The organism is Luteococcus struthionis (assembly GCF_048595755.1).
Classification (GTDB): Bacteria; Actinomycetota; Actinomycetes; order Propionibacteriales; family Propionibacteriaceae; genus Luteococcus.
Map to the genome: position 1 here is coordinate 1,164,984 of NZ_CP184360.1, position 17,922 is coordinate 1,182,905.

Below are 17,922 nucleotides of genomic sequence, written 5' to 3' on the forward strand. Positions count from 1 at the left end.
TGCTCCTTGTTGGTCAACTGTGGCGGCGCAGCGCCCTCAAACGGGCAGCGTAGGCCTTGGAGGCCTCGCCGCAAACCGCACGCAGCGCCGGGGCCATGCTACGTGGATCGTAGTTCGTCGTAGGTCCTGACACCGACATGGCGGCCACCGGAGCACCAGTTGGCGACATGATCGGGGCCGCCACACACACCAGGCCCATCCTGATTTCCTCGCGGTCGAAGGCGACTCCCTCGGCCCGTACCCGTGCCAGCTCGCGCTGCAGTGCTTCTGGTGTGGTGACCGTGCGCGGTGTCCACGGCGCCAGCTCGCTGGCCAGCACCTGCTCGGTCAGCGCGGGGTTGAAGGCCATCATCGCCTTGCCCACCGCGGTGCAGTAGGCGGGGATCCGGCCCCCGATGCGCGACGGTGCGGGAACATGCTGCAGGCCGTGCAACTTGTTCAGGTAGACCACATTGGGGCCGTCCAGCACGGCCAGGTGCACCGTCTGGCGAGTGCGTTCGTAGAGATGGGCCAGGAAAGGGGTGAAGGTGTCGCGGACCAGATCGGTCTCCGGCATGGTCACCGGCGCGGCCAGCTCGTGCAGCATCGGGCCCAAGCGGTAGTTGGTGCCGGCCCGTTCCACGGCCCCGTTGCGTTCCAGGGTGCCGAGCAGTCGAAAGGCCGTTGACTTGCTCAACTCGGCACGCCGAGCCAGTTCGCTCACGCCCACACCGACGGCGGCATCCGTCCCGAAGGCGGTCAACAGCGCCAGGGCCTTGTCCACCGCCGTACGCGTGTCGCGCTCACTGCTGGTCATCCCCCACTCCCTCCCAGGCTGGTCGTCAGTGCCCAACCGGTACTTTTCCGATCCTAGTCCGCGCGAACGGGCTTGTCAGTGCCGGACGTGGGGGAGGCTGGACGAGCGCCCGAATGCCGGAGCCAGCTCCCGCAGCGGGGCGGCCGGGTGGTGCGCAGGGTGTTGGGCGGTCGTGATCAGGAGGTCCAGGCCGGGTCCAGGTTCGAATCGCTCGCCTCGTCCAGGGACTGGTCCATGTCCAGGGCGGGATGGGCCGAGCGGGGGTAGGAGACCGGCTTGGCCGGAACCCCCGCCACCGTCGTGTGTGGGGGCACGTCGTGCAGCACCACCGATCCGGAGCCGATCTTGGCGCCCTCGCCCACCTTGATGTTGCCCAGCACCTTGGCGCCGGCGCCGATCATCACGCCACGGCCGATCTTGGGGTGACGGTCGCCACCGATCTTGCCGGTACCGCCCAGGGTCACCTCGTGCAGCATCGAGAAGTCGTCCTCGATCACGGCGGTCTCGCCGATCACCACGCTGGTGGCGTGGTCGAACATCAGGCCCTTGCCCAACTGCGCGCCGGGATGGATGTCGACGGCGAAGACCTCGGAGATGCGGCTCTGCAGGAACAGCGCCAGCGCGAAGCGCTGCTGCTTCCAGTAGTGGTGGCTGACGCGGTGGGCCTGGATGGCGTGGAAGCCCTTGAAGTAGAGCAGCGGCTGCGAGTAGCCGCGGCAGGCGGGGTCTCGCGTCGCGATGGCCTGCAGGTCTGCCAGCACCGCGGCCATGATGTCGTGGTTCTCGGCGAAGACCGGCTGCAGCAGGTCGCGCAGGGTCAGCGCGGTCACCGTCGGGCTCTCCAGCTTGCTCGCCAGCAGGTAGCTCAACGAGTCGGCCAGCGATTCGTGCCCCAGCACCACGGTGTTCAGGAAGCCCGCCAACGCTGGTTCCGCGACGGAGTCCGATTCCGCCTCGGCCCGGATCCGGTCCCAGATGGCCTCATCCTCCACCGGGGTCAGGTAGTGCGGAGTGCTGCCGGCGGGCGTGGGCGATGCGCTGCGGATCATGACTGGCCTCTCGATCTGTGGGGCGCGGTACACCAGGCACAACCCCGAACGTGCCGGTGACATTCCCACCCCCGGCTGGGATCTTGCCCAGGGCAGTGAAAAACTGGCAGGCATGACCGAGGAGATGGTGGCCCTCTACGACGCCGACGGCCACCCGAGTGGGCAGGCGCCGCGCTCGGTGATGCGCCGGGAGAACCTGCGCCACGGCGCCACCGGGATCCTGGTGAGCAACAGCGCCGGGCAGGTCTACGTGCACCGGCGTACCGACACCAAGGACGTCTACCCCGGCCACCACGACTTCGCCGCCGGGGGAGTGATGGCCGCCGGGGAGGAACCACTGGAATCGGCGCGACGGGAACTGGCCGAGGAGCTGGGGATCAACGGCGTCGAGCTGCACCCGGTGGGAGAGGCGGACTATCGCGACGAGCGACTGGACATGCACGCCTGGCTGTACCACGTGGTGTGGGACGGGCCAGTGGTGCACCAGGCCAGCGAGGTGGCCTGGGGCGGCTGGATGGACCCCGACCAGGTGCAGGCCATGATCGATGACCCCCAGGTGCCGGTGATGCCCGATGCCGTCGCCGTCTGGGAGGCCTTCGACTGGCCCTCGCTGGTGCGTCCCTGAACTCGGGGCAGGACGGTCCCGTTCGCCTTGGGGTGGGTCAGCCGAGCCGACCGGAGAAACGCGGGTCCACCACGCCGGTCTCCGGGGAGGCCAGCGCCAGGGCGAGCCGCATCATGGCCTGGGAGAGCACGCCCTGCGGATCGTCGGGCACCTCCCCTGCCGGTGCCAGCAGCCGCACGGTGATCTCGGTGTCCAAGGCACTCGACCCGTGGCGCGCCATCGCGCGGTGCCCGACCACCTGCCAGCTGCTGCCTGCGGGCAGTTCGTCGCCCTGGGCGGTGAAGGCCAGCAACTCGTCGACGGTGAAGTCGGCGCTGGCCAGCCGGGGGTCGTCGGTGACCGGCAATGGGGTGGTCAGGGTGATCCGCTCACCCTCCAGGGTGCGCGCGGTGAACACGATGCTCATGGGCCCATGGTGGCAGGTGGCCCCGCGCCCGGCCGACCCGCATCGCCACCACGACGTCGAAGCCCGGCGCGACCCAGGGGTCACGACGGGCTCCGACGACGGGCGGTGGTTGGATCAGGCGCGGGGGGCGAGCTCCTCACCGATCAGGTCTGCCCGCTGCTCGTCCACCTCGGGAGCATTGAGGGCCTCCAGCCCCTCCTTGCTGAAGCCGAAGAAGTAGGTGGCAAGCCAGCCGGTCACATAGGCCACCAACAGGCCACCGCCGTAGATGAGCGCGGCGGTTCCGATGCCCTTGGAGCCATTCACCAGCGGGAACATGGCCCAACCCGACGGGCCGATGGCGGTGGAGCCCACCGTCGAGCCGAGCATGTCGAACAGTGCCACGAAGGCTCCGCCGCAGGCGCCACCCACGCAGGCCGTGATGAAGGGGCGGCCAAGCGGCAGGGTGACGCCGTAGATCAGCGGCTCGCCGACGCCCAGCAGGCCTGCGGGAAGGGCCGACTTGATGGTGTTGCGCAGCGACGCATTGCGCTTGGCCCGCATGTAGACCGCCACCGTGGCACCCACCTGGCCGGCGCCCGCCATTGCCAGCACCGGAAGCAGGATGGTGTAGCCGGCCTGCTCGATCAGTGTGGTGTGGATGGGGATCAAGGCCTGGTGCAGGCCGAACATCACCAGCGGGAGGAAGAGGCCGCCGAGCACCAGCCCGGCCAGCGGCCCACCGGTCTGCAGCAGACCATTGGCAAGGCTGCCGATGCCGGTGGAGATCCACCCGGCCAGGGTCATGAAGACGAACAGCGTCACGAGGCCGGCCAGCAGCACGGTCAGCGTCGGCACCAGCAACATGCTGAGCGAGCGCGGTGCCCACTTGCGGACCCAGCGTTCGATGAAGGCGGCCAGCACCGCGGCGAAGAGCGCACCGATCACGCCCCCCTGACCGGGGGCCAAGGCCTGCCCCATGACGGTCACCTTGGCGACGCCGGCGAAGGGGATGATGGCCGCCACTGCACCACCCAGCACCGGGGTGCCGCCGAACTCCTTGGCGGCATTCATGCCGACGAAGACTGCGATCAGGCTCATGAAGCCCGAGGCGATCGCACCCAGGGCGGGCGTGATGCCGGTGGCCCACGGGGTGATGCCCTTGACTGTCAGGTTGGTCAGCACGCCGTTCAGGCCAGCGATGATGCCGCAGGCGATCAAGGCCGGGATCAGCGGCAGGAAGATGTTGGCGATGCGACGCAGGAAGTTGCGCAGGGGAGTCTGGTTGGCCTGCTTGCGCTGGGTCTTGATCTGTTCGCCACGCGAGGCCAGCTCGGCCGCGGTCAGGCCACCGGCTGCCGTGGCGGCCTGCTCGTCGCCCTCCATGGTGACCATGGTCTCGGTGATGCGCCCCATCTCGTCGGCCACCTCGTCGACCAGGCCCGGCCCCAGGATCACCTGCATAGTCTGGTCCTCGACGACGCCGAGCACCCCCTCGATCCGCTTGAGGGCGGGGACGTCCACGCTGTCCTGGCTGGCCACCGTGATGCGCAGGCGCGTCATGCAGTTCTCGATGCCGTTGATGTTCGAGCGTCCGCCCAGGGCCGCGGTGACCTGTTCGGCGATTCTGGTGATGTCACTCATCTCGTGCTCCTCGTGTCTGCTGGCCGGTGGGGGGGAAGTGCGGCATCGACGGCCCGGCGCAGGTGGCCGTCGCTGGCTTCGAGGGCGGCCCTGACCTGGTCGGAGGGCCACCCGGTGAGCAGCGCCAAAATGGCCGGTTTGGCCCTTCCGTCGTGCTCCTGGAGCGCCGCACTGACAGCCTCGGGAGAGGCATCGGTGGCGGCGGTGACGATGCGGTGGGCGCGGTCGCGCAGCTTCTGGTTGCTGGCGCGCACATCCACCATCAGGTTCCCGTAGGTCTTGCCCAGCTTCACCATGCTGGCGGTGGTCAACGTGTTGAGCACCAACTTCTGGGCCGTGCCCGACTTGAGCCGGGTGGAGCCGGCCACCACCTCCGGGCCGACGACCACCTCGATCGCGACGTCGGCGGCCGCCCCCAGCGCCGATCCGGCATTGCAGCTGAGCCCGACGGTGCGGGCCCCCCGCCGGCGGGCCTCGGTGACCGCGCCCACCGCGTATGGGGTGCGGCCCGAGGCGGAGATGCCCACCACGACGTCATGATTGCCGACGCCCAGCTCGTCGAGCTGCGGGAAGGAGCCCTCGGCGTCGTCCTCGGCTCCCTCGACGGCGGTGGTCAGCGCCACTGGCCCACCGGCGATCAACCCCACCACCATCGACGGGTCGGTGTTGAAGGTGGGCGGGCACTCCGAGGCGTCCAGCACACCCAACCGCCCCGCGGTGCCTGCCCCGGCGTAGACCAGGCGCCCACCGGCGGCCAGCCCTGTCACGATGAGGTCGACCGCTGCGGCCAGCTGGTCCAGCTGCGCGGCCACCGCCCCCGCCACCGTGGCGTCCTGCTCGTTGATCAGGGACACCAGTGCGCGGGTGTCCATCATGTCGATGCGGGAGAAGCCTTGCTCGACCGTCTCCGTCGTCAGTGCACCAAGGTCTTCGCTCATGCCTTCTCCTCCTGTGTCTGGGGCCGGACGCCACGAGGTCCGTGGCCGGCATCGTGACGGGGGCGAAGCGCCAGCCACGACTGCTTGATGGCCTGCTTGGCCTGGTCGAAGCACAACTGGGCCACCATCGTGAACAGCACGTCCACCAGGAACATCTGCCCGGTGCGCGAGGCCATCGCCGCGGGCCGCAGCTCGTTCTCGCGCAGGCTCACGCTGAGCAGCGTGTGGTCTGCCCTGGTCAACGAACTGCCCGCCCGGGCCGTCAGGGCCGCAGTGCCCACCCCATTGCGGCGGGCCACCTCCAGCGGTTCCACGATGTCGAGCGTCTCGCCCGAGGACGAGATGGCCACCAGCACGTCCTGGGGCTGCAGCACCACCGCCGTGGTCAACGCCTCGTGGCCCTCGACGACGGCCTGGGCCAGCAACCCGATCCGGGAGAGCTTGCCCGCCAGGTCGAGGGCGACCAGCCCCGAGGCCCCGATGCCGATCACCACGATCCGTCGGGCCTCCACCAACACCTGCGCGACGGCCAGCACCTCGTCGGCGTCCAGCGTGGTGGCGGTGTCGGTGATGGCGCTGCGCTCCTCCGCGGCCAGCTTCGCGATCGTCGCCGCGGGGGAGTCGTGCTGGGTGATGTCGCTGGTCAGGTTGGCCTCCCCCGGGCCCTGCTCCAGGGCCCCGGCCGCCGTGGCCACCGCGATCCGCAGATCGCGGTAGCCGCGGAAACCCGCCGCCGTCGCCAAGCGGGTCACCGTCGACTCGCTGGTGCCGGTGATGCGGGCCAGCGCCCCCAGGCTGAGACCCGAGGCCTCGGCCGGGTGGTCGATGACATACCTGGCCACCGTCGCGGGCCCCTTGGGCAGCGACGGTTCCAGGGACCGCAGCACCGACATCAGCGGAGCCGGGTTGCTGACCTGTTCGTTCATCGACGACCGGCCGGGTACAGCAGGTGGGGGCGACGACGCTGCTGCCAGGCCTTCTCGTCGCCCGCCCAGGCGGCGACGATCTGCTGGGCCGAGGCGCCGGAGGTGAGCTGCTCGCGCATCCGGGTGGTGCCTGTGAGCTTGTCCAGCCACTCCCAGGGGTACTTGTCCCAGGCGATCTCGCGGGTGCCGAAGCCCTCGTACAGGTCGCGCGCGTCGCAGAACATGTACACCGCCAGTTCTGGTGCATTGATCCGCGCCGGATCGGTGACGTGCACCTGGACCCCACCGTTGACCTTCTCCGCATTCTTGCTGATCGTCGGCGTGAAGTAGGCCTCGCGGAAGAGCACGCCCGGCAGGCCGTGGGAGTTGAGCCGTTCGGCCCAGCGATGGTCCACCCACGGGGCGCCGACCAGCTCGAAGGGACGTGTGGTGCCGCGCCCCTCGCTCATGTTGGTGGCCTCGAACAGCCCGGTGCCCGGATAGACCAGCGCGGTGGTGGGCGTGGGCATGTTCGGCGAGGGCATCACCCACTGCAGGCCCGTCTCGTCGAAGAGCTCGCCCTTCCAACCACGCACCTTCACCACCTCGAGCTCGGCCAGGCGCCTGGCCTCCTTCTCCTTGGGCAGGAACTCCGCGTCGAACATGGTGGCCAGCTCGCCCACCGTCATGCCGTGCTGCATCAGGATGGCGCGCAGCCCCACGCCGGAGGAGTGGGGCATGTCGAGCATGGGCCCGCGGGCCGCACGGCTTACCGGATTGGGGCGGTCCAGCACGACGAAGCGGATGCCTCCCACCTGGGCGGCGCCACGCATGGCCTGGTACATCGTCCAGATGTAGGTGTAGAAGCGCACCCCCACGTCCTGGATGTCGAAGACGACGGTGTCCACCTTGGAGGCGGCGAAGAGCTCGACGAACTTCTTGTCGTCGGCACCGTAGGCATCGTGCACCGTGATGCCGGTGCGCGGGTCCTTCGTGGAGCCCTCGCTTCCTCCGGCCTGCGCGGTGCCGCGGAAGCCGTGCTCCGGCCCGAAGACCGCCGCGACGTCCACCCCGTCGGCATGCATCCGGTCGACGATGTGGGTGAGGTCGTCCAGGACGCCCGTCGGGTTGGAGATGACCCCGACGCGGTGCCCCTTGAGGGTGGGCCAACCGGCGTCGGCCTCCGCCTGGGCGCCGGTGAGGACGCGCTGGTGGGGCCCCTTGCCGCGCCCGGGTGCGGCGTGGGCGGGCAAGGGACCGAGGGGTGCCGCGACGGCCCCTAGACCTGCCGCGGCGACGAGATTCCTGCGTGAGATGTTCATGACCGTTCTCCTGTCCGTCAGAGGGCCAGGCCCGCACCGAAGGGGTACAGGGTCTTGGCGGGATCGTCGGCGGCGGGGATGGTGACCGGCAGCTTGCCGGTGGGCGAGTTGGCGCCCACCAGCACGTCGGCCACTGCCTGCATGGCCATCGGGCTCCACGCGTAACTGGCCAGGTAGGCGTCGACCTGCGGGAAGTGGGCGATGTCATAGGGATTGCGCAGGGCGACCACGACGATGGGCCTGCCGGTGGCGCGAAGTGCCTCCACCAGGGCGATCTGTCGGGAGTCCTCCTCGACGTTGTAGGTGGTGACGATGCTGACGACGGCCTGCGTGGCGGCACCGACCGCCGCGTCCACCTGCTCCTGCGTCGGGCTTGCTCCCGTCGCGGTGGCGGTGACCGTCGCACCGTGCTTGCGCAGCGCACCGGCCAGGGCGTCGTGGGTCTCGGCGCCGCTGCTCCACCCGGCGACGGCCACCGTGAGCTGCTGGGGTGCCAGGGGCAGGACGTCGCCCTCATTGCGGAGCAGGGTGATGCTCTCGGCGGTCACCGCGGCGGCAACCCGCTGGTGCTGCTTGGAGCCCACCACGCGGGAGACGCGCTTCGCGTCGACGATCGGGTCTGCGACGACGCCGCGCTTGGCCTTGGTCTGCAGGTTGCGCAGCACTGCCTCGTCGAGGCGCGCCATCGGGATGCGCCCGGAGTCGACGGCCTCGGTGACGGCCTTCCACGCCGCGGGCATGTCCGGGCTCATCAACAGCATGTCGACGCCGGCCAGCAGGGCGCGCACGGCCACCTCGCCGTCGCCGTACTTCTGGCGCACACCTTCCATCTGCAGGCCGTCGGTGACCACCAGGCCCTGGAAACCGAGCTCCTCGCGCAGCACGCCGGTGACGATCTTGTGGCTGAGCGTGGCTGGATCGCCCGAGTCGTCCAGCGCGGGCATCAGCAGGTGCGCCGTCATGATCGAGTCGATCCCGGCGTCGATGGCGGCCTGGAAGGGCGGCAGGTCGATGCGTTCCCACTCCTCGCGGCTGTGGGGGATCTCGGGCAGGCCGACGTGACTGTCGGTGGCGGTGTCGCCGTGGCCGGGGAAGTGCTTGGCGGTGGCGCTGACCCCCTTGTTGACCTGCAGTCCGCGCACCTGTGCGGCGACGATCTGGGAGACGAGCTGGGGATCCGATCCGACGGCCCGCACACCGATCACCGGGTTGGTGGGATTGACGTTGACGTCGGCGTCCGGGGCGTGGTTCATCGTGACGCCCACGGCGCGCAGTTCCTGGCCGCTGATCCGCGAGACCAGACGGGCCTCATGCGGAGAGCGAGTGGCGCCCAGGGCCATCGCGCCGGGCAGGGTGGTGGCCGGTGGCCCCATGCGGGTGACGACTCCGTTCTCCTGGTCGATGCTGATCGTCAGCGGGGCGCCGTTGGCCTCGAGCGCGGCCTGCTGCAATCCATTGGAGAGGGTGGCGATCTGCTCCGGATCGTTGACGCTGTTGGTCCAGGCGAAGTAGATGGCGCCGCCCAGGTGGTACTTGGCGACCACCTCGGCCGGGGTTCGCACGCCATAGAGCTTGAGGTTCTCTGCGGCGTCGGCCTCGGTGACGGTGTGCGCGTCGCTGCCGTACAGGTACTGGTTGAAGACCTGACCGATCTTCTGCTCCCGGCTCATGCCGCGCAGGGTGCGGCGTGCCCAGGCCCGCTGGGCCGCGGTGGTGCCGGGAACGTTGACTGCGTCGGGGTCGCGTCCAGGGCCCTTGCGTGACGGGGAGGCCAGGGCGCCGCCCGGGCAGGCGGACAGGCCGCCCGCCACCGCAGCGATTCCCACGCCGCGCAGGAGGGTGCGTCGATTCGTGTGGAAGGTTGGCTGGACCATGGGGTGCTCCTCGTGGGGTGTCGGTCACCGCATCGTGACCGGAAGAAACTCGTCAGATTGAGCTCTTTGAGTGGAGCTTTTCATTCAACATGGTCGGGGTCAAGGGGTCGTGGTTGCCTTCGTGGTGCCGCTTCCGCCGCCATGGACGGTGCCTCGCGGCGGGGGTTCAATGGGGCCATGGCAGAACATCTGGTGGCAGTCTTGGGGCGGGGCGTCGTCTCGGACGACGAGCCGGTGGTGCACGCAGACGACCTGGGCTTTGCCCGTGGCGACGGCTGCTTCGATTCCGCCCTGTTGCTGTGCGACGAGGACGGCGCGCGAGTGGTCAACCTTGCCGAACACCTCGACCGGCTGGCCGCCTCCGCGTCACGGTTGGAGATCGACGGCCCACCTCGCCAGGCGTGGGAGGAGCTGGTGGAACAGGCCCTGGAGGCCTGGCGGCAGCCGGGGCCGGCCACCATGAAGTTCATCCTGACCCGGGGACGCGAATGGGACCCCGACTCGGGTCCGCTGGCCCTGTTGACCATCAGCCCACGCAAGGCCTCCAGCGTGCGGCCCTCGTCCGGTGGTGACCCCGTGGTGCGGGGCTTGCGGGCGGTCACGCTGTCCACCGGACGCCCCTCCGACGCCTTCGCCAGGGCCCCGTGGTTGCTGGGCGGGGTGAAGACGCTCAGCTACGTGGTCAACAGTGCTGCCGCCCGCGAGGCCAGGCGTCGGGGAGCCGACGACGCGATCTTCGTCAGCACCGACGGCTTCGCGCTGGACGGGCCAACCTCGGGGCTGGTGGTGGTCAGCGATGGTGTGCTGCGCACGGCCCCCACCGGTGACACCGGCATCCTGGCCTCGGTGACCGTGGATCGCATCATGGACGCCGCCAGCGCCGCCGGCTGGACCACCCGCGTGGAACTGGTGCCCGTCGACGACCTGTTCGTCGCCGATGGGGTCTGTCTGGTCAGTTCCAGCCGCGGCCCATCGCCCATCGTCGAGCTCGACGGCCGTCCGCTCCGGGTTGACGCCGAACTGACCGCCGCGATCATGAGGTTCGCGGGCTTCTGAACCGTGAGCGCGTCAGAACTTGGACGTATACGGCGCACGACACGTTCAAATTTCCTTTGCTCACGTTTTCAGGCCAACTTCTGACGTGGTTCAGCGATAACCGGGCCAGTCGGACCCCGCGTCGTGGGTCAGCGGCCGCACGTCGACCACGCGCACGGTGGTGGCATCGATGGTGAAGCGCACGTCGAGCCCCGCGAAGGGCAGGCCGAAGACCCGGGTGGGGTCATCCATGAAGCGAGGCCGGGGATCGTGGGCCAGCACGCCCAGCAGCGCCTCGCGGCGCTCCTCGGGAACCCGGCCCAGCAGGTCGGGCGGGAAGTCGACGCGGTACCAGCTCTCCGGGTTGGTCTGGATGAAACCGCTGGTCGCGTCGGGGTGGAGGTCGTAGGGGATGTAGGGCTTGATGTCGAGCAAGGGGGTGCCGTCCACCAGGTCGGCGCCGCCGACCACCAGCACCGGGGCGTCCTCGCCGGACGTCTCGACGGAGACCAGCCGTACCGAGCTCAGGCCGATCGGGTTGGGGCGGAAGGGGGAGCGCGTCGCGAAGACCCCCAACCGGTCGTGGCCGCCAAGCCGCGGTGGGCGCACCGTCGGCGACCAGTCCCGCCCGGACACCGACTTGTCGAACTCCCACACCAGCCACAGGTGGCTGAAGCCCTCGATCCCGCGCACCGCGTCCAAGGAGCGGAACTCCGGCTCGAAGACCACCCGGGCCAGCAATTCCGGCACCAGGCCGGATTGTCGTGGCACCCCGAACTTCGACGGGAAGTCCGTGTGCACCCGGGCGATGGTGCGGTAGGGCGGGCGCTCGGTCATGGGACTCACCGTAGGGCACGTGCCGCAAGGCCCAGACCTGGACCTGGACGTCCTCGACGGGTGAGGGCCTCTTGAGCCAGCGGCGAAAGGGGCTTCCGAGCAGCCACCGTGCTGGCTAGCGTCACGCTGGTGACCACCTTCGACGAGACGACGACCGAGCTGCGCTCCCAGCTGTGGCGCCCCTTTGGTCTCGGTTCCCTGGTATGGGTCCTGGTGCTGGCGGGTTTCGCACTGTTCGGGGTGCCACGCGCCAACCGCGGGATCATCTGGGCGATGGTCGGAGTGCTGGCCCTTGTGACCGTGGTCTTCGTGGCTTGGATGGCGCGGCGCACCCTACGACTGGGTGAGCGGCAGTTGACCACCCACCTCGTGCCGGGAAGCAAGCCGGTGGATCGCGACGACATCGCCGACGTCCGCGTGGTCCGTCAGGCCATGTTCTCCAACCTCCAGATCATCCACCAGGACCGGCGCCGTACCATGCTCAACCTCACCGACCGCGAGGCGAATGCCGAACGCAATGCCACTGCGATCCGGCTGTGGGCGGGCATCGAGGGGGATGCGATGAGGCTGCGCCCCGCCGAGCCGTCGGGCGAGCAGGCATGGACCCTCCCGCGCGCGAACGTGTCGGTGGGCCTGACCATCTACTTCGTGGTGCAGGCCCTTGCGATGTGCGCGGCTCCACTGTGGACGACGGTTCCGTGGCAGGGTTGGGCCGGGGCGGCGCTGTCCGTCGGGCTGGCCGCCTATGGGTGGTGGCGTTCCAGGCCGACGCGCGTCACGCTGCAGGGTGACGAACTCGTCGTGCAGGGCCCGAGATCATGGCGGCTGCAGGCGCGTGATGTCGGGCGCGTGGTCACCCTCTCGTCGTCTGACGGCCAGGAACGCCATGTCGTCGAGTCCGTGTCCGGAAGTGTCGGGACGGTCGCCCGGGGGGACGAGGGTGAGGCGAGAGCAGCGATGGTCCAGAAGTGGGCCTCTGGGCGAGGCGGGGGAATCGGGCGGGATGACGCCTTCGAATCGCCTCGGAGCTGGGAGCTGGCGCTGTTCAAGGCGTGCATGTTCCTGGCCCTGGCCTTCACCGCCCACGGATTGAGTGGTGGGCGCCATGCCAACTATCCGTTGCTACTCGGTTTCGGCGTGTTCGCAGTCGTCGAGGCAGTCAAGCGTGACCGCGTGGTGCGGGACTGGTCGCGCCCCTGACTACCCCTCGTCGGGGCGCCAGATGGGGCGCGGGCCGGTCTTGGTGAGCGGCTCCTCCCACGGCAGCCGGCCGGACTTCACGGCGGCCACCACCTCGGCGTGGTCCTTCTCGGTCTGGTCCGCATAGGCCTTGGCCCAGCGCTGGAAGGCCTCGGTGACCGGGGGCTTCTTGCCCAGGTAGCCACTGATCACCGACGCGCCCGAGGTGCGGGCATGACCCTTGGCCAGCAGGTGCCCGGTGATGCCGGCGTAGTCGACCAGCGACGAGGGGCTCATCGACTCCAGCGGCACGCCACCCTTCATGTTTCGGTACTGGCGCACGTAGTACTGGTGTTCGCCGGCGGTGGTCCAACCCAGCAGCGGGTCGGAGACGGTCTGCAGCTGCTGCTGGTATTCCACCACCCGTTGGCCCTGGTGCTTGTGCCAGGCGCGTTCGCCGTGCACGTAGGGGGCCAGCACCGAACGCTGGGCCTGCTTGAGCTGCAGGAAGAGCACGTCGTCCTCACGCGATCCCACCAGCAGCGCCACCCAGGAGCGCATGCCGACCGATCCGACGCCTACCACCTTGTGGGCGATGTCCACCAGGGTGTACCCGCCGACGATGCGTCGCCACTGTGGGGTCAGGGTGGCCAGGTAGTCGTCCAAGGCCTGCTCGAGCAGTTCGCGCAGCGGGCCGTCGGGGTGGGTGACCAGGGGCGGCGAGTCGACGATCTCGGAGGCGCTGGTGGCGCCGCCGGCCAGCTTGGGCAGCATCCGGTCGTCGGTGCGCTTGCGAGCGGCCTTGGCGGCGCGCTGGATCTCGTTGCGCAGTTCCTTCTCAGTGGTGGTCTCGTGCAGCTGGTCCAGGTCGAGGTGGTTGAAGGCGCGCCACAGCAGCGGCTGCTTGGACAGGAAGCTGACCTCGTCGCGATAGGAGACCACGCAGTTCTGCACCGCATCGGCGCAGGAGTCCTCACTGGCCCCGTTGACACGTCCCAGCACCCAGATCGAGGCGGTGAGTCGACGCAGGTCCCATTCCCACGCGCCGGTGTGGGCCTCGTCGAAGTCGTTGAGGTCGATGACCTGGTTGCCCTCGGGGGAGCGGTAGAAGCCGATGTTGCCGATGTGCGCGTCGCCACAGGCCGTGGTGTGGATCCCGGTGGCGGGCAGATGCGCCACGTCGTGGGCCATCATGTGGGCGCTGCCGCGCAGCAGTCCGAAGGGTGAGGCGGCGATCCGGCCGATGCGCAGCGCGAAGAGCCATTCGAGGCGGCCCTGATGGGTCTGCTCCACCAGGTCGACGATGTTGGGGCGGTCGCTGGTGGGGGTCCAGTCGCCCAGGCTGGCGTGCGGCGTGCCCTGCCGCAGTGCCTTGCCCTGCTTCACCCGCTCCGAGCGGTTGGAGGCGGGGATGCGAAAGGACGAGAAGGCGTCGCCGCCCTTGTCGTGGCCTTGGACGGTGTGCGGAACCATGGGCTTCCTCCGGTGGGGGTTCTTGGATGCTACCGGCCCGTCGGGTTTGCGGGGTGGGGGCCGGCCCAAGCCTCGCGCAGCAACCGGGCGATCCGCTCTTCGGTGACCGGGGCCGGATTGCTGCTCGGCGCGACGGCCAGTACGCGTTCGGTGGCCTCGGCCAGTCCGGATTCGGGCATGCCCAGCTCGCGCAGGCTGCGGGGGGCGCCGGTGCTGCGGCAGAGCTCGTCGAGGGCAGCACAGGCGGCGGCTGCCGGGTCGTCGAGGCTGCGCGCGCCCAGTGCCGTGGCCAGCCGCTCGGCCTGCCGCGGGACCGCCGGGGCATTCAGTGCCAGCACATGGGGCAGCACGACGGCGTGGGTCTGGGCGTGCGGCAGCGAGAAGGTGCCTCCCAGCACATGGCAGATCTTGTGGTGCAGGCCCGATCCGGCCGTGGTGAAGGAGACCGCCGAAAGGTAGGCGCCATAGAGGCACTGGCTGCGGGCCGCCAGGTTGCCGGGGTCGTCCACCAGCACCGGCAGCGCGGCGGCCAGGGCGCGGGCCCCGTCCAGCCCCAGGGCCTGGGCAATCGGATCGGTGCTGGGGGCCCACAGCGAGTCGACGCTGTGCGCCAGGGCATTCAGCGCCGACGAGACGGTCAGCTCCAGCGGCAGGCCTGCGGAGTAGGTGGCGTCGTAGATCACGGTGTGGGGCAGCACCCCGTCGTCGACGCCCGTGGTCTTGGTGCGGTCCTGCGTGAGCCCCCACATCGGGGTGGCCTCCGAGCCCGCGTAGGTGGTGGGCAGCGCGACGATGGGCAGGCCGCTGGTGAGGGCGATGGCCTTGGCCAGGCCGATCGTCGAGCCTCCGCCCAGGCAGACGATCACGTCGGCGCCGGCCCGTTCGGTGGCGACGCGGGCCCGTTCCGCCAGCTCGACGGGGACGTGCTGGGCCACCTCGGTCCAGTGTTCTGCCACGTCCAGCCCGTCGGTGAGTTGACGGGCTGCCGCCTCGTCGCGGCGCGAGCTGATCAGCATCACGCGATGCCGGCCGAGGGTGGTCAGGGCCTCGCCCAGATGGTGGGAGGCGCGCCCGGTCTCGAGCACGACGGTCTGCGGGAGGGTGCGGTGGGTGAAGGCGGTCATGTGTCCTCCATCTGAAGGGGCCTCGACAGGCTCGGCCGTCGAAAGGGAGCTCGGCCGTCGGAAGGGGGCTCGGCCGTCGGAGTCGGATTCCCGACGTCAGAGGCCGCGGCGGGCTCGTCGGGCGGCCAGCACTGCCAGCGAGCGCATGCCGAAGCGTTCGGCGTGGGCGTCGTGAAGGTCGACCACCTGGCGTTCCACGCGACGGGTGAAGGCGCCGGTTCCCTCGCCGGGGCGGGGTTCGAGGGGGCGTCCCACCACGACGTGCACCTTGCGGCGCGGCCAGCGGGGCAGTCGGTTGTTGGCCGGCCAGGCCTCGGAACAACCCACCAGCGCCACCGGGATGCACGGCACCTTGGCGCTGGCGCACAGCCGGCCCACGCCGGGGGTGAAGCTGGCCATGGCGCCGGTGCGGGAGCGGGTTCCCTCCGGGAAGATGAGCAGCGGCACACCCGCCTTGAGCAGTGCCGAGGACAGGCCCTTGTGGTTGCCCTTGTGGGGTCGGCCGGGACGGTCGATCGGGTAGGCATTGAACAACACCACCGGTGCCAGGGCCGTGTACCAGTGCAGGAAGAAGTGGTCGGCCGCGGCGCCGGCGGCGAGGTTGGTGGTGAGGTGGTCTGGCAGCGCCGAGTAGATCAGCGCGGTGTCCAGATGTGAGGAGTGGTTGGCCACGACGATGAAGGCACCTTCAAGTCCTTCGACGTTCTCGGCGCCGGAGAGTTCCACGTCGACGGCGATCTTCACCAGTCCGGCCATGCCGGTCTTGCGGATCACGCGTCGCAGGGAGGCGAGCCGGCGATCGCGGTAGCGGCTCGGCACGGTCGTGGGGGTCGAGGGGTTGCGGGGAATCTTCTTGGGGGCTTCCTGCACCCGACGAGCATGCCACGAACTGGCCGCTGGTGCCCGTCCATCTTGGCGGCGCCCCGGCGGTTCAGGCGCGGGCGCAGCCCTGTGTGCTCACCGGGGTCTGCAGGCTGGCTGCCTGGTCGAGCAGGTCGTCGGTGGCCTTGTCGGTGAGGGCATAGCCGGTCTTGGGGTCCACCATCGAGCGGGCGAAGATGGTTCCCGCGACGGTGCCCTCGGGGGTCAGCAGCGGGCCGCCTGAATTGCCGCGCCGCACGTCGCCGGCCAGCGAGTAGACCTGACGACGCACCCCGCCGCCGCCGTAGATGTCATCACCCTCTGCCTCGACGATCCCGCGCACCCGGGCGGCCCGCAGTGTGTAACCCTCACCTTGCGGGAAGCCCGCCACGACGACGCCGTCGCCCTTGGCCTGCTGCCCGGCGCGCGCCAGGGCAGGGGCCTGCAGTCGCGGCACGTCGAGCACGGCCAGGTCGAGGTCGGGGTCGAAGGCCACCGGGGTTGCCTGGAGGCGGGGGCCACGCCCGGCCACCTGCACGCGGATGTCGGTTCCACCGGCCACCACGTGCGCATTGGTCACCACCCGGTTTCCGGCAACCACCCAGCCGGAGCCGGAGCTGCCGCGCTCACAACGCTCGCCGCTGCTGGAGATGCGCACGATGCTGGCACTGGCGCGAGCCACCGCCTGGGAATCGGCCAGCGATCCGTCCGGTTCTGGCACGGGCAGCACGGGCTCGGGGGCCAACCCGCTGAACACGCGCGGGAAGCCGACGTCGCCCAAGCGCTGGGTGAACTGTTGGGTGAAGCGGCCAGCCTGGTCGGGCGTGACGGCATCCATCCACGGCAGGACGGCCGAACGGTTCATCGTCGCGGCCCAGCTCTGGGGCAGGACGGGACGTACCGCACCGCCCAGCAGGGTCACCGTGGTGCTGAAGACCACCATCGAGGCCACGGCGCCCAGCACCTGGTCGAGCCGTTGCGCGGTGAGATCCCGGGTGCGCAGTCGCAGCCGGTGCCCCAGCCCACCTACCAGGGCCTCGCCGAAGACCGCTGTGAGCAGGACCCCGCCGACCACGAGGATGGCGGGCAACGGTTCCTCCAGATGGCTGCCGAAGCGGTCGACGAGTTGGGGAGCGGCCCACAGGCCCAGCACGGCACCTCCCAACAGTCCGACGAGTCCGGAGATGCTGGTCAGCGCACCCAGGCGCCATCCGCGGGCAGCCTGCAGCAGCAGGGCCAGCGCCAGCGCCAGGTCGAGCCATGTGTGGTCGGTCATCGTGTCCTTGGGGTCGGGGAAGCACCATGGTGCCTCGCCAAGCTGTGAAGCGGTTTCGCTGCTCGCCGCCGCGCTGTCGAAATGCCGTCCCCGCGGCGAGCGTCCAGCCCCAGTCGGTGAGGCTCAGTCGCGCGGCCGCGCCCGCAGCGCCTTGGTCTGGCCACGGCGCTTCTTGGCCTCCAGGCGGCGTCGCACCGATCCGCGGGTGGGTCGGGTGGCTCGACGGGGTGGGGGAGGTGGGGCCAGGGCTTCGCGCAGCAGGGCCGCCATCCGTTCCCGGGCGGCAACCCGGTTGCGTCGTTGCTGCCGGTGTTCCTGGGCCTCGACGGTCAGCACCGTCCCGTCCAGGCGAGGGGCCAGCCGCTCCAACAGTCGTTCGCGGCGAGCCTCGTCGATCCCGCTGCAGGTGGCCAGGTCCAGGGCCAGCTGCACGCGCGAATCGTTGGTGTTCACACCCTGCCCACCGGGGCCCGACGAGCGGCTGAAGCTTTCACGCAGCTCACTTTCGGCGATCACCATCCCCTGGGCGATTCCCGGGCCCGGTGGCACGACGAGGTCCATGACAGAACTCCCTGAGAGTGAGACAAGTGGCAGGCCGC

General features: G+C 70.0%; 17 protein-coding genes. 3 read left to right on the forward strand and 14 right to left on the reverse strand.

Annotated elements, in window-relative coordinates:
* Window positions 1-13: 13 nt before the first annotated feature.
* Window positions 14-796, reverse strand: a complete 783-nt coding sequence (locus ACOAMO_RS05345) for an IclR family transcriptional regulator (RefSeq protein WP_420176553.1) — start codon at window positions 794-796, stop codon at window positions 14-16.
* 176 nt (window positions 797-972) lie between these two features.
* The gene (gene cysE / locus ACOAMO_RS05350) at window positions 973-1,845 is read right to left on the reverse strand and encodes a serine O-acetyltransferase (protein WP_420176554.1); all 873 of its coding nucleotides are present in this window, start codon (window positions 1,843-1,845) and stop codon (window positions 973-975) included.
* Here cysE and ACOAMO_RS05355 point away from each other — a divergent pair.
* Window positions 1,844-2,470 (forward strand): NUDIX hydrolase, encoded by a 627-nt coding sequence (locus ACOAMO_RS05355; RefSeq protein WP_420176555.1) that lies wholly within the window; start codon window positions 1,844-1,846, stop codon window positions 2,468-2,470. The two genes, cysE and ACOAMO_RS05355, sit on opposite strands and share 2 nt — an antisense overlap.
* Before the next feature lie 37 nt (window positions 2,471-2,507).
* Here ACOAMO_RS05355 and ACOAMO_RS05360 read toward each other — a convergent pair whose 3' ends face one another.
* The 6 genes from ACOAMO_RS05360 to ACOAMO_RS05385 all read right to left on the reverse strand — a co-directional run bounded on the left by ACOAMO_RS05360 (window position 2,508) and on the right by ACOAMO_RS05385 (window position 9,538).
* Entirely contained in the window at window positions 2,508-2,876 is a 369-nt protein-coding gene (locus ACOAMO_RS05360; protein ID WP_420176556.1) for a hypothetical protein, read from the reverse strand.
* Window positions 2,877-2,990: 114 nt separating this feature from the next.
* Complete coding sequence (locus ACOAMO_RS05365) at window positions 2,991-4,499, reverse strand: PTS transporter subunit EIIC (protein ID WP_420176557.1); 1,509 nt, start codon at window positions 4,497-4,499, stop codon at window positions 2,991-2,993.
* Window positions 4,496-5,437: an N-acetylmuramic acid 6-phosphate etherase gene (gene murQ / locus ACOAMO_RS05370; protein ID WP_420176558.1), complete on the reverse strand. Its 942-nt coding sequence runs from the start codon at window positions 5,435-5,437 to the stop codon at window positions 4,496-4,498. The genes ACOAMO_RS05365 and murQ overlap by 4 nt, the downstream gene beginning before the upstream one ends.
* The gene (locus ACOAMO_RS05375) at window positions 5,434-6,363 is read right to left on the reverse strand and encodes a MurR/RpiR family transcriptional regulator (RefSeq protein WP_420176559.1); all 930 of its coding nucleotides are present in this window, start codon (window positions 6,361-6,363) and stop codon (window positions 5,434-5,436) included. The genes murQ and ACOAMO_RS05375 overlap by 4 nt, the downstream gene beginning before the upstream one ends.
* A complete protein-coding gene (locus tag ACOAMO_RS05380; protein ID WP_420176560.1) occupies window positions 6,360-7,664 on the reverse strand; it encodes an exo-beta-N-acetylmuramidase NamZ domain-containing protein in 1,305 nt (434 codons plus the stop codon). Before ACOAMO_RS05380 ends, ACOAMO_RS05375 begins: the two co-directional genes overlap by 4 nt.
* Before the next feature lie 17 nt (window positions 7,665-7,681).
* Window positions 7,682-9,538, reverse strand: a complete 1,857-nt coding sequence (locus ACOAMO_RS05385; protein WP_420176561.1) for a glycoside hydrolase family 3 protein — start codon at window positions 9,536-9,538, stop codon at window positions 7,682-7,684.
* A 177-nt stretch (window positions 9,539-9,715) separates the two neighbouring features.
* Here ACOAMO_RS05385 and ACOAMO_RS05390 point away from each other — a divergent pair, with 177 nt between their 5' ends.
* On the forward strand, window positions 9,716-10,594 hold the full coding sequence (locus ACOAMO_RS05390; RefSeq protein ID WP_420176562.1) for an aminodeoxychorismate lyase: 879 nt from the start codon (window positions 9,716-9,718) through the stop codon (window positions 10,592-10,594).
* Window positions 10,595-10,684: 90 nt separating this feature from the next.
* Here the strand turns inward: ACOAMO_RS05390 and tsaA are convergent, their stop codons facing one another.
* Complete coding sequence (tsaA, locus tag ACOAMO_RS05395) at window positions 10,685-11,410, reverse strand: tRNA (N6-threonylcarbamoyladenosine(37)-N6)-methyltransferase TrmO (protein ID WP_420176563.1); 726 nt, start codon at window positions 11,408-11,410, stop codon at window positions 10,685-10,687.
* Between the two features lie 129 nt (window positions 11,411-11,539).
* Between tsaA and ACOAMO_RS05400 the strand changes: the two genes are divergently transcribed.
* Complete coding sequence (locus ACOAMO_RS05400) at window positions 11,540-12,610, forward strand: hypothetical protein (RefSeq protein ID WP_420176564.1); 1,071 nt, start codon at window positions 11,540-11,542, stop codon at window positions 12,608-12,610.
* On the opposite strand, the gene ACOAMO_RS05405 is transcribed toward ACOAMO_RS05400, so the two are convergent.
* The 5 genes from ACOAMO_RS05405 to arfB form a co-directional block, all read right to left on the reverse strand.
* Window positions 12,611-14,062, reverse strand: coding sequence for a DUF2252 domain-containing protein (locus ACOAMO_RS05405; protein WP_420176565.1), 1,452 nt, complete (start codon window positions 14,060-14,062; stop codon window positions 12,611-12,613).
* Window positions 14,063-14,091: 29 nt separating this feature from the next.
* Complete coding sequence (locus ACOAMO_RS05410; protein ID WP_420176566.1) at window positions 14,092-15,186, reverse strand: maleylacetate reductase; 1,095 nt, start codon at window positions 15,184-15,186, stop codon at window positions 14,092-14,094.
* Window positions 15,187-15,282: 96 nt separating this feature from the next.
* Window positions 15,283-16,056, reverse strand: coding sequence for a lysophospholipid acyltransferase family protein (locus ACOAMO_RS05415; protein ID WP_420176567.1), 774 nt, complete (start codon window positions 16,054-16,056; stop codon window positions 15,283-15,285).
* Window positions 16,057-16,117: 61 nt separating this feature from the next.
* Window positions 16,118-17,323, reverse strand: coding sequence for a MarP family serine protease (locus ACOAMO_RS05420; RefSeq protein ID WP_420176568.1), 1,206 nt, complete (start codon window positions 17,321-17,323; stop codon window positions 16,118-16,120).
* A 123-nt stretch (window positions 17,324-17,446) separates the two neighbouring features.
* Entirely contained in the window at window positions 17,447-17,884 is a 438-nt protein-coding gene (arfB, locus tag ACOAMO_RS05425) for an alternative ribosome rescue aminoacyl-tRNA hydrolase ArfB (protein ID WP_420176569.1), read from the reverse strand.
* Window positions 17,885-17,922 lie beyond the last annotated feature (38 nt).

Coding starts and splice junctions, on each gene's coding strand:
- ACOAMO_RS05405 (WP_420176565.1), bottom strand. CDS start 14,062: ATGGTTCCGCACACCGTCCAAGGCCACGACAAGGGCGGCGACGCCTTC.
- ACOAMO_RS05365 (WP_420176557.1), bottom strand. CDS start 4,499: ATGAGTGACATCACCAGAATCGCCGAACAGGTCACCGCGGCCCTGGGC.
- ACOAMO_RS05380 (WP_420176560.1), bottom strand. CDS start 7,664: ATGAACATCTCACGCAGGAATCTCGTCGCCGCGGCAGGTCTAGGGGCC.
- tsaA (WP_420176563.1), bottom strand. CDS start 11,410: ATGACCGAGCGCCCGCCCTACCGCACCATCGCCCGGGTGCACACGGAC.
- ACOAMO_RS05345 (WP_420176553.1), bottom strand. CDS start 796: ATGACCAGCAGTGAGCGCGACACGCGTACGGCGGTGGACAAGGCCCTG.
- cysE (WP_420176554.1), bottom strand. CDS start 1,845: ATGATCCGCAGCGCATCGCCCACGCCCGCCGGCAGCACTCCGCACTAC.
- arfB (WP_420176569.1), bottom strand. CDS start 17,884: ATGGACCTCGTCGTGCCACCGGGCCCGGGAATCGCCCAGGGGATGGTG.
- ACOAMO_RS05420 (WP_420176568.1), bottom strand. CDS start 17,323: ATGACCGACCACACATGGCTCGACCTGGCGCTGGCGCTGGCCCTGCTG.
- ACOAMO_RS05375 (WP_420176559.1), bottom strand. CDS start 6,363: ATGAACGAACAGGTCAGCAACCCGGCTCCGCTGATGTCGGTGCTGCGG.
- ACOAMO_RS05355 (WP_420176555.1), top strand. CDS start 1,844: ATGACTGGCCTCTCGATCTGTGGGGCGCGGTACACCAGGCACAACCCC.
- ACOAMO_RS05360 (WP_420176556.1), bottom strand. CDS start 2,876: ATGAGCATCGTGTTCACCGCGCGCACCCTGGAGGGTGAGCGGATCACC.
- ACOAMO_RS05410 (WP_420176566.1), bottom strand. CDS start 15,186: ATGACCGCCTTCACCCACCGCACCCTCCCGCAGACCGTCGTGCTCGAG.
- ACOAMO_RS05390 (WP_420176562.1), top strand. CDS start 9,716: ATGGCAGAACATCTGGTGGCAGTCTTGGGGCGGGGCGTCGTCTCGGAC.
- murQ (WP_420176558.1), bottom strand. CDS start 5,437: ATGAGCGAAGACCTTGGTGCACTGACGACGGAGACGGTCGAGCAAGGC.
- ACOAMO_RS05385 (WP_420176561.1), bottom strand. CDS start 9,538: ATGGTCCAGCCAACCTTCCACACGAATCGACGCACCCTCCTGCGCGGC.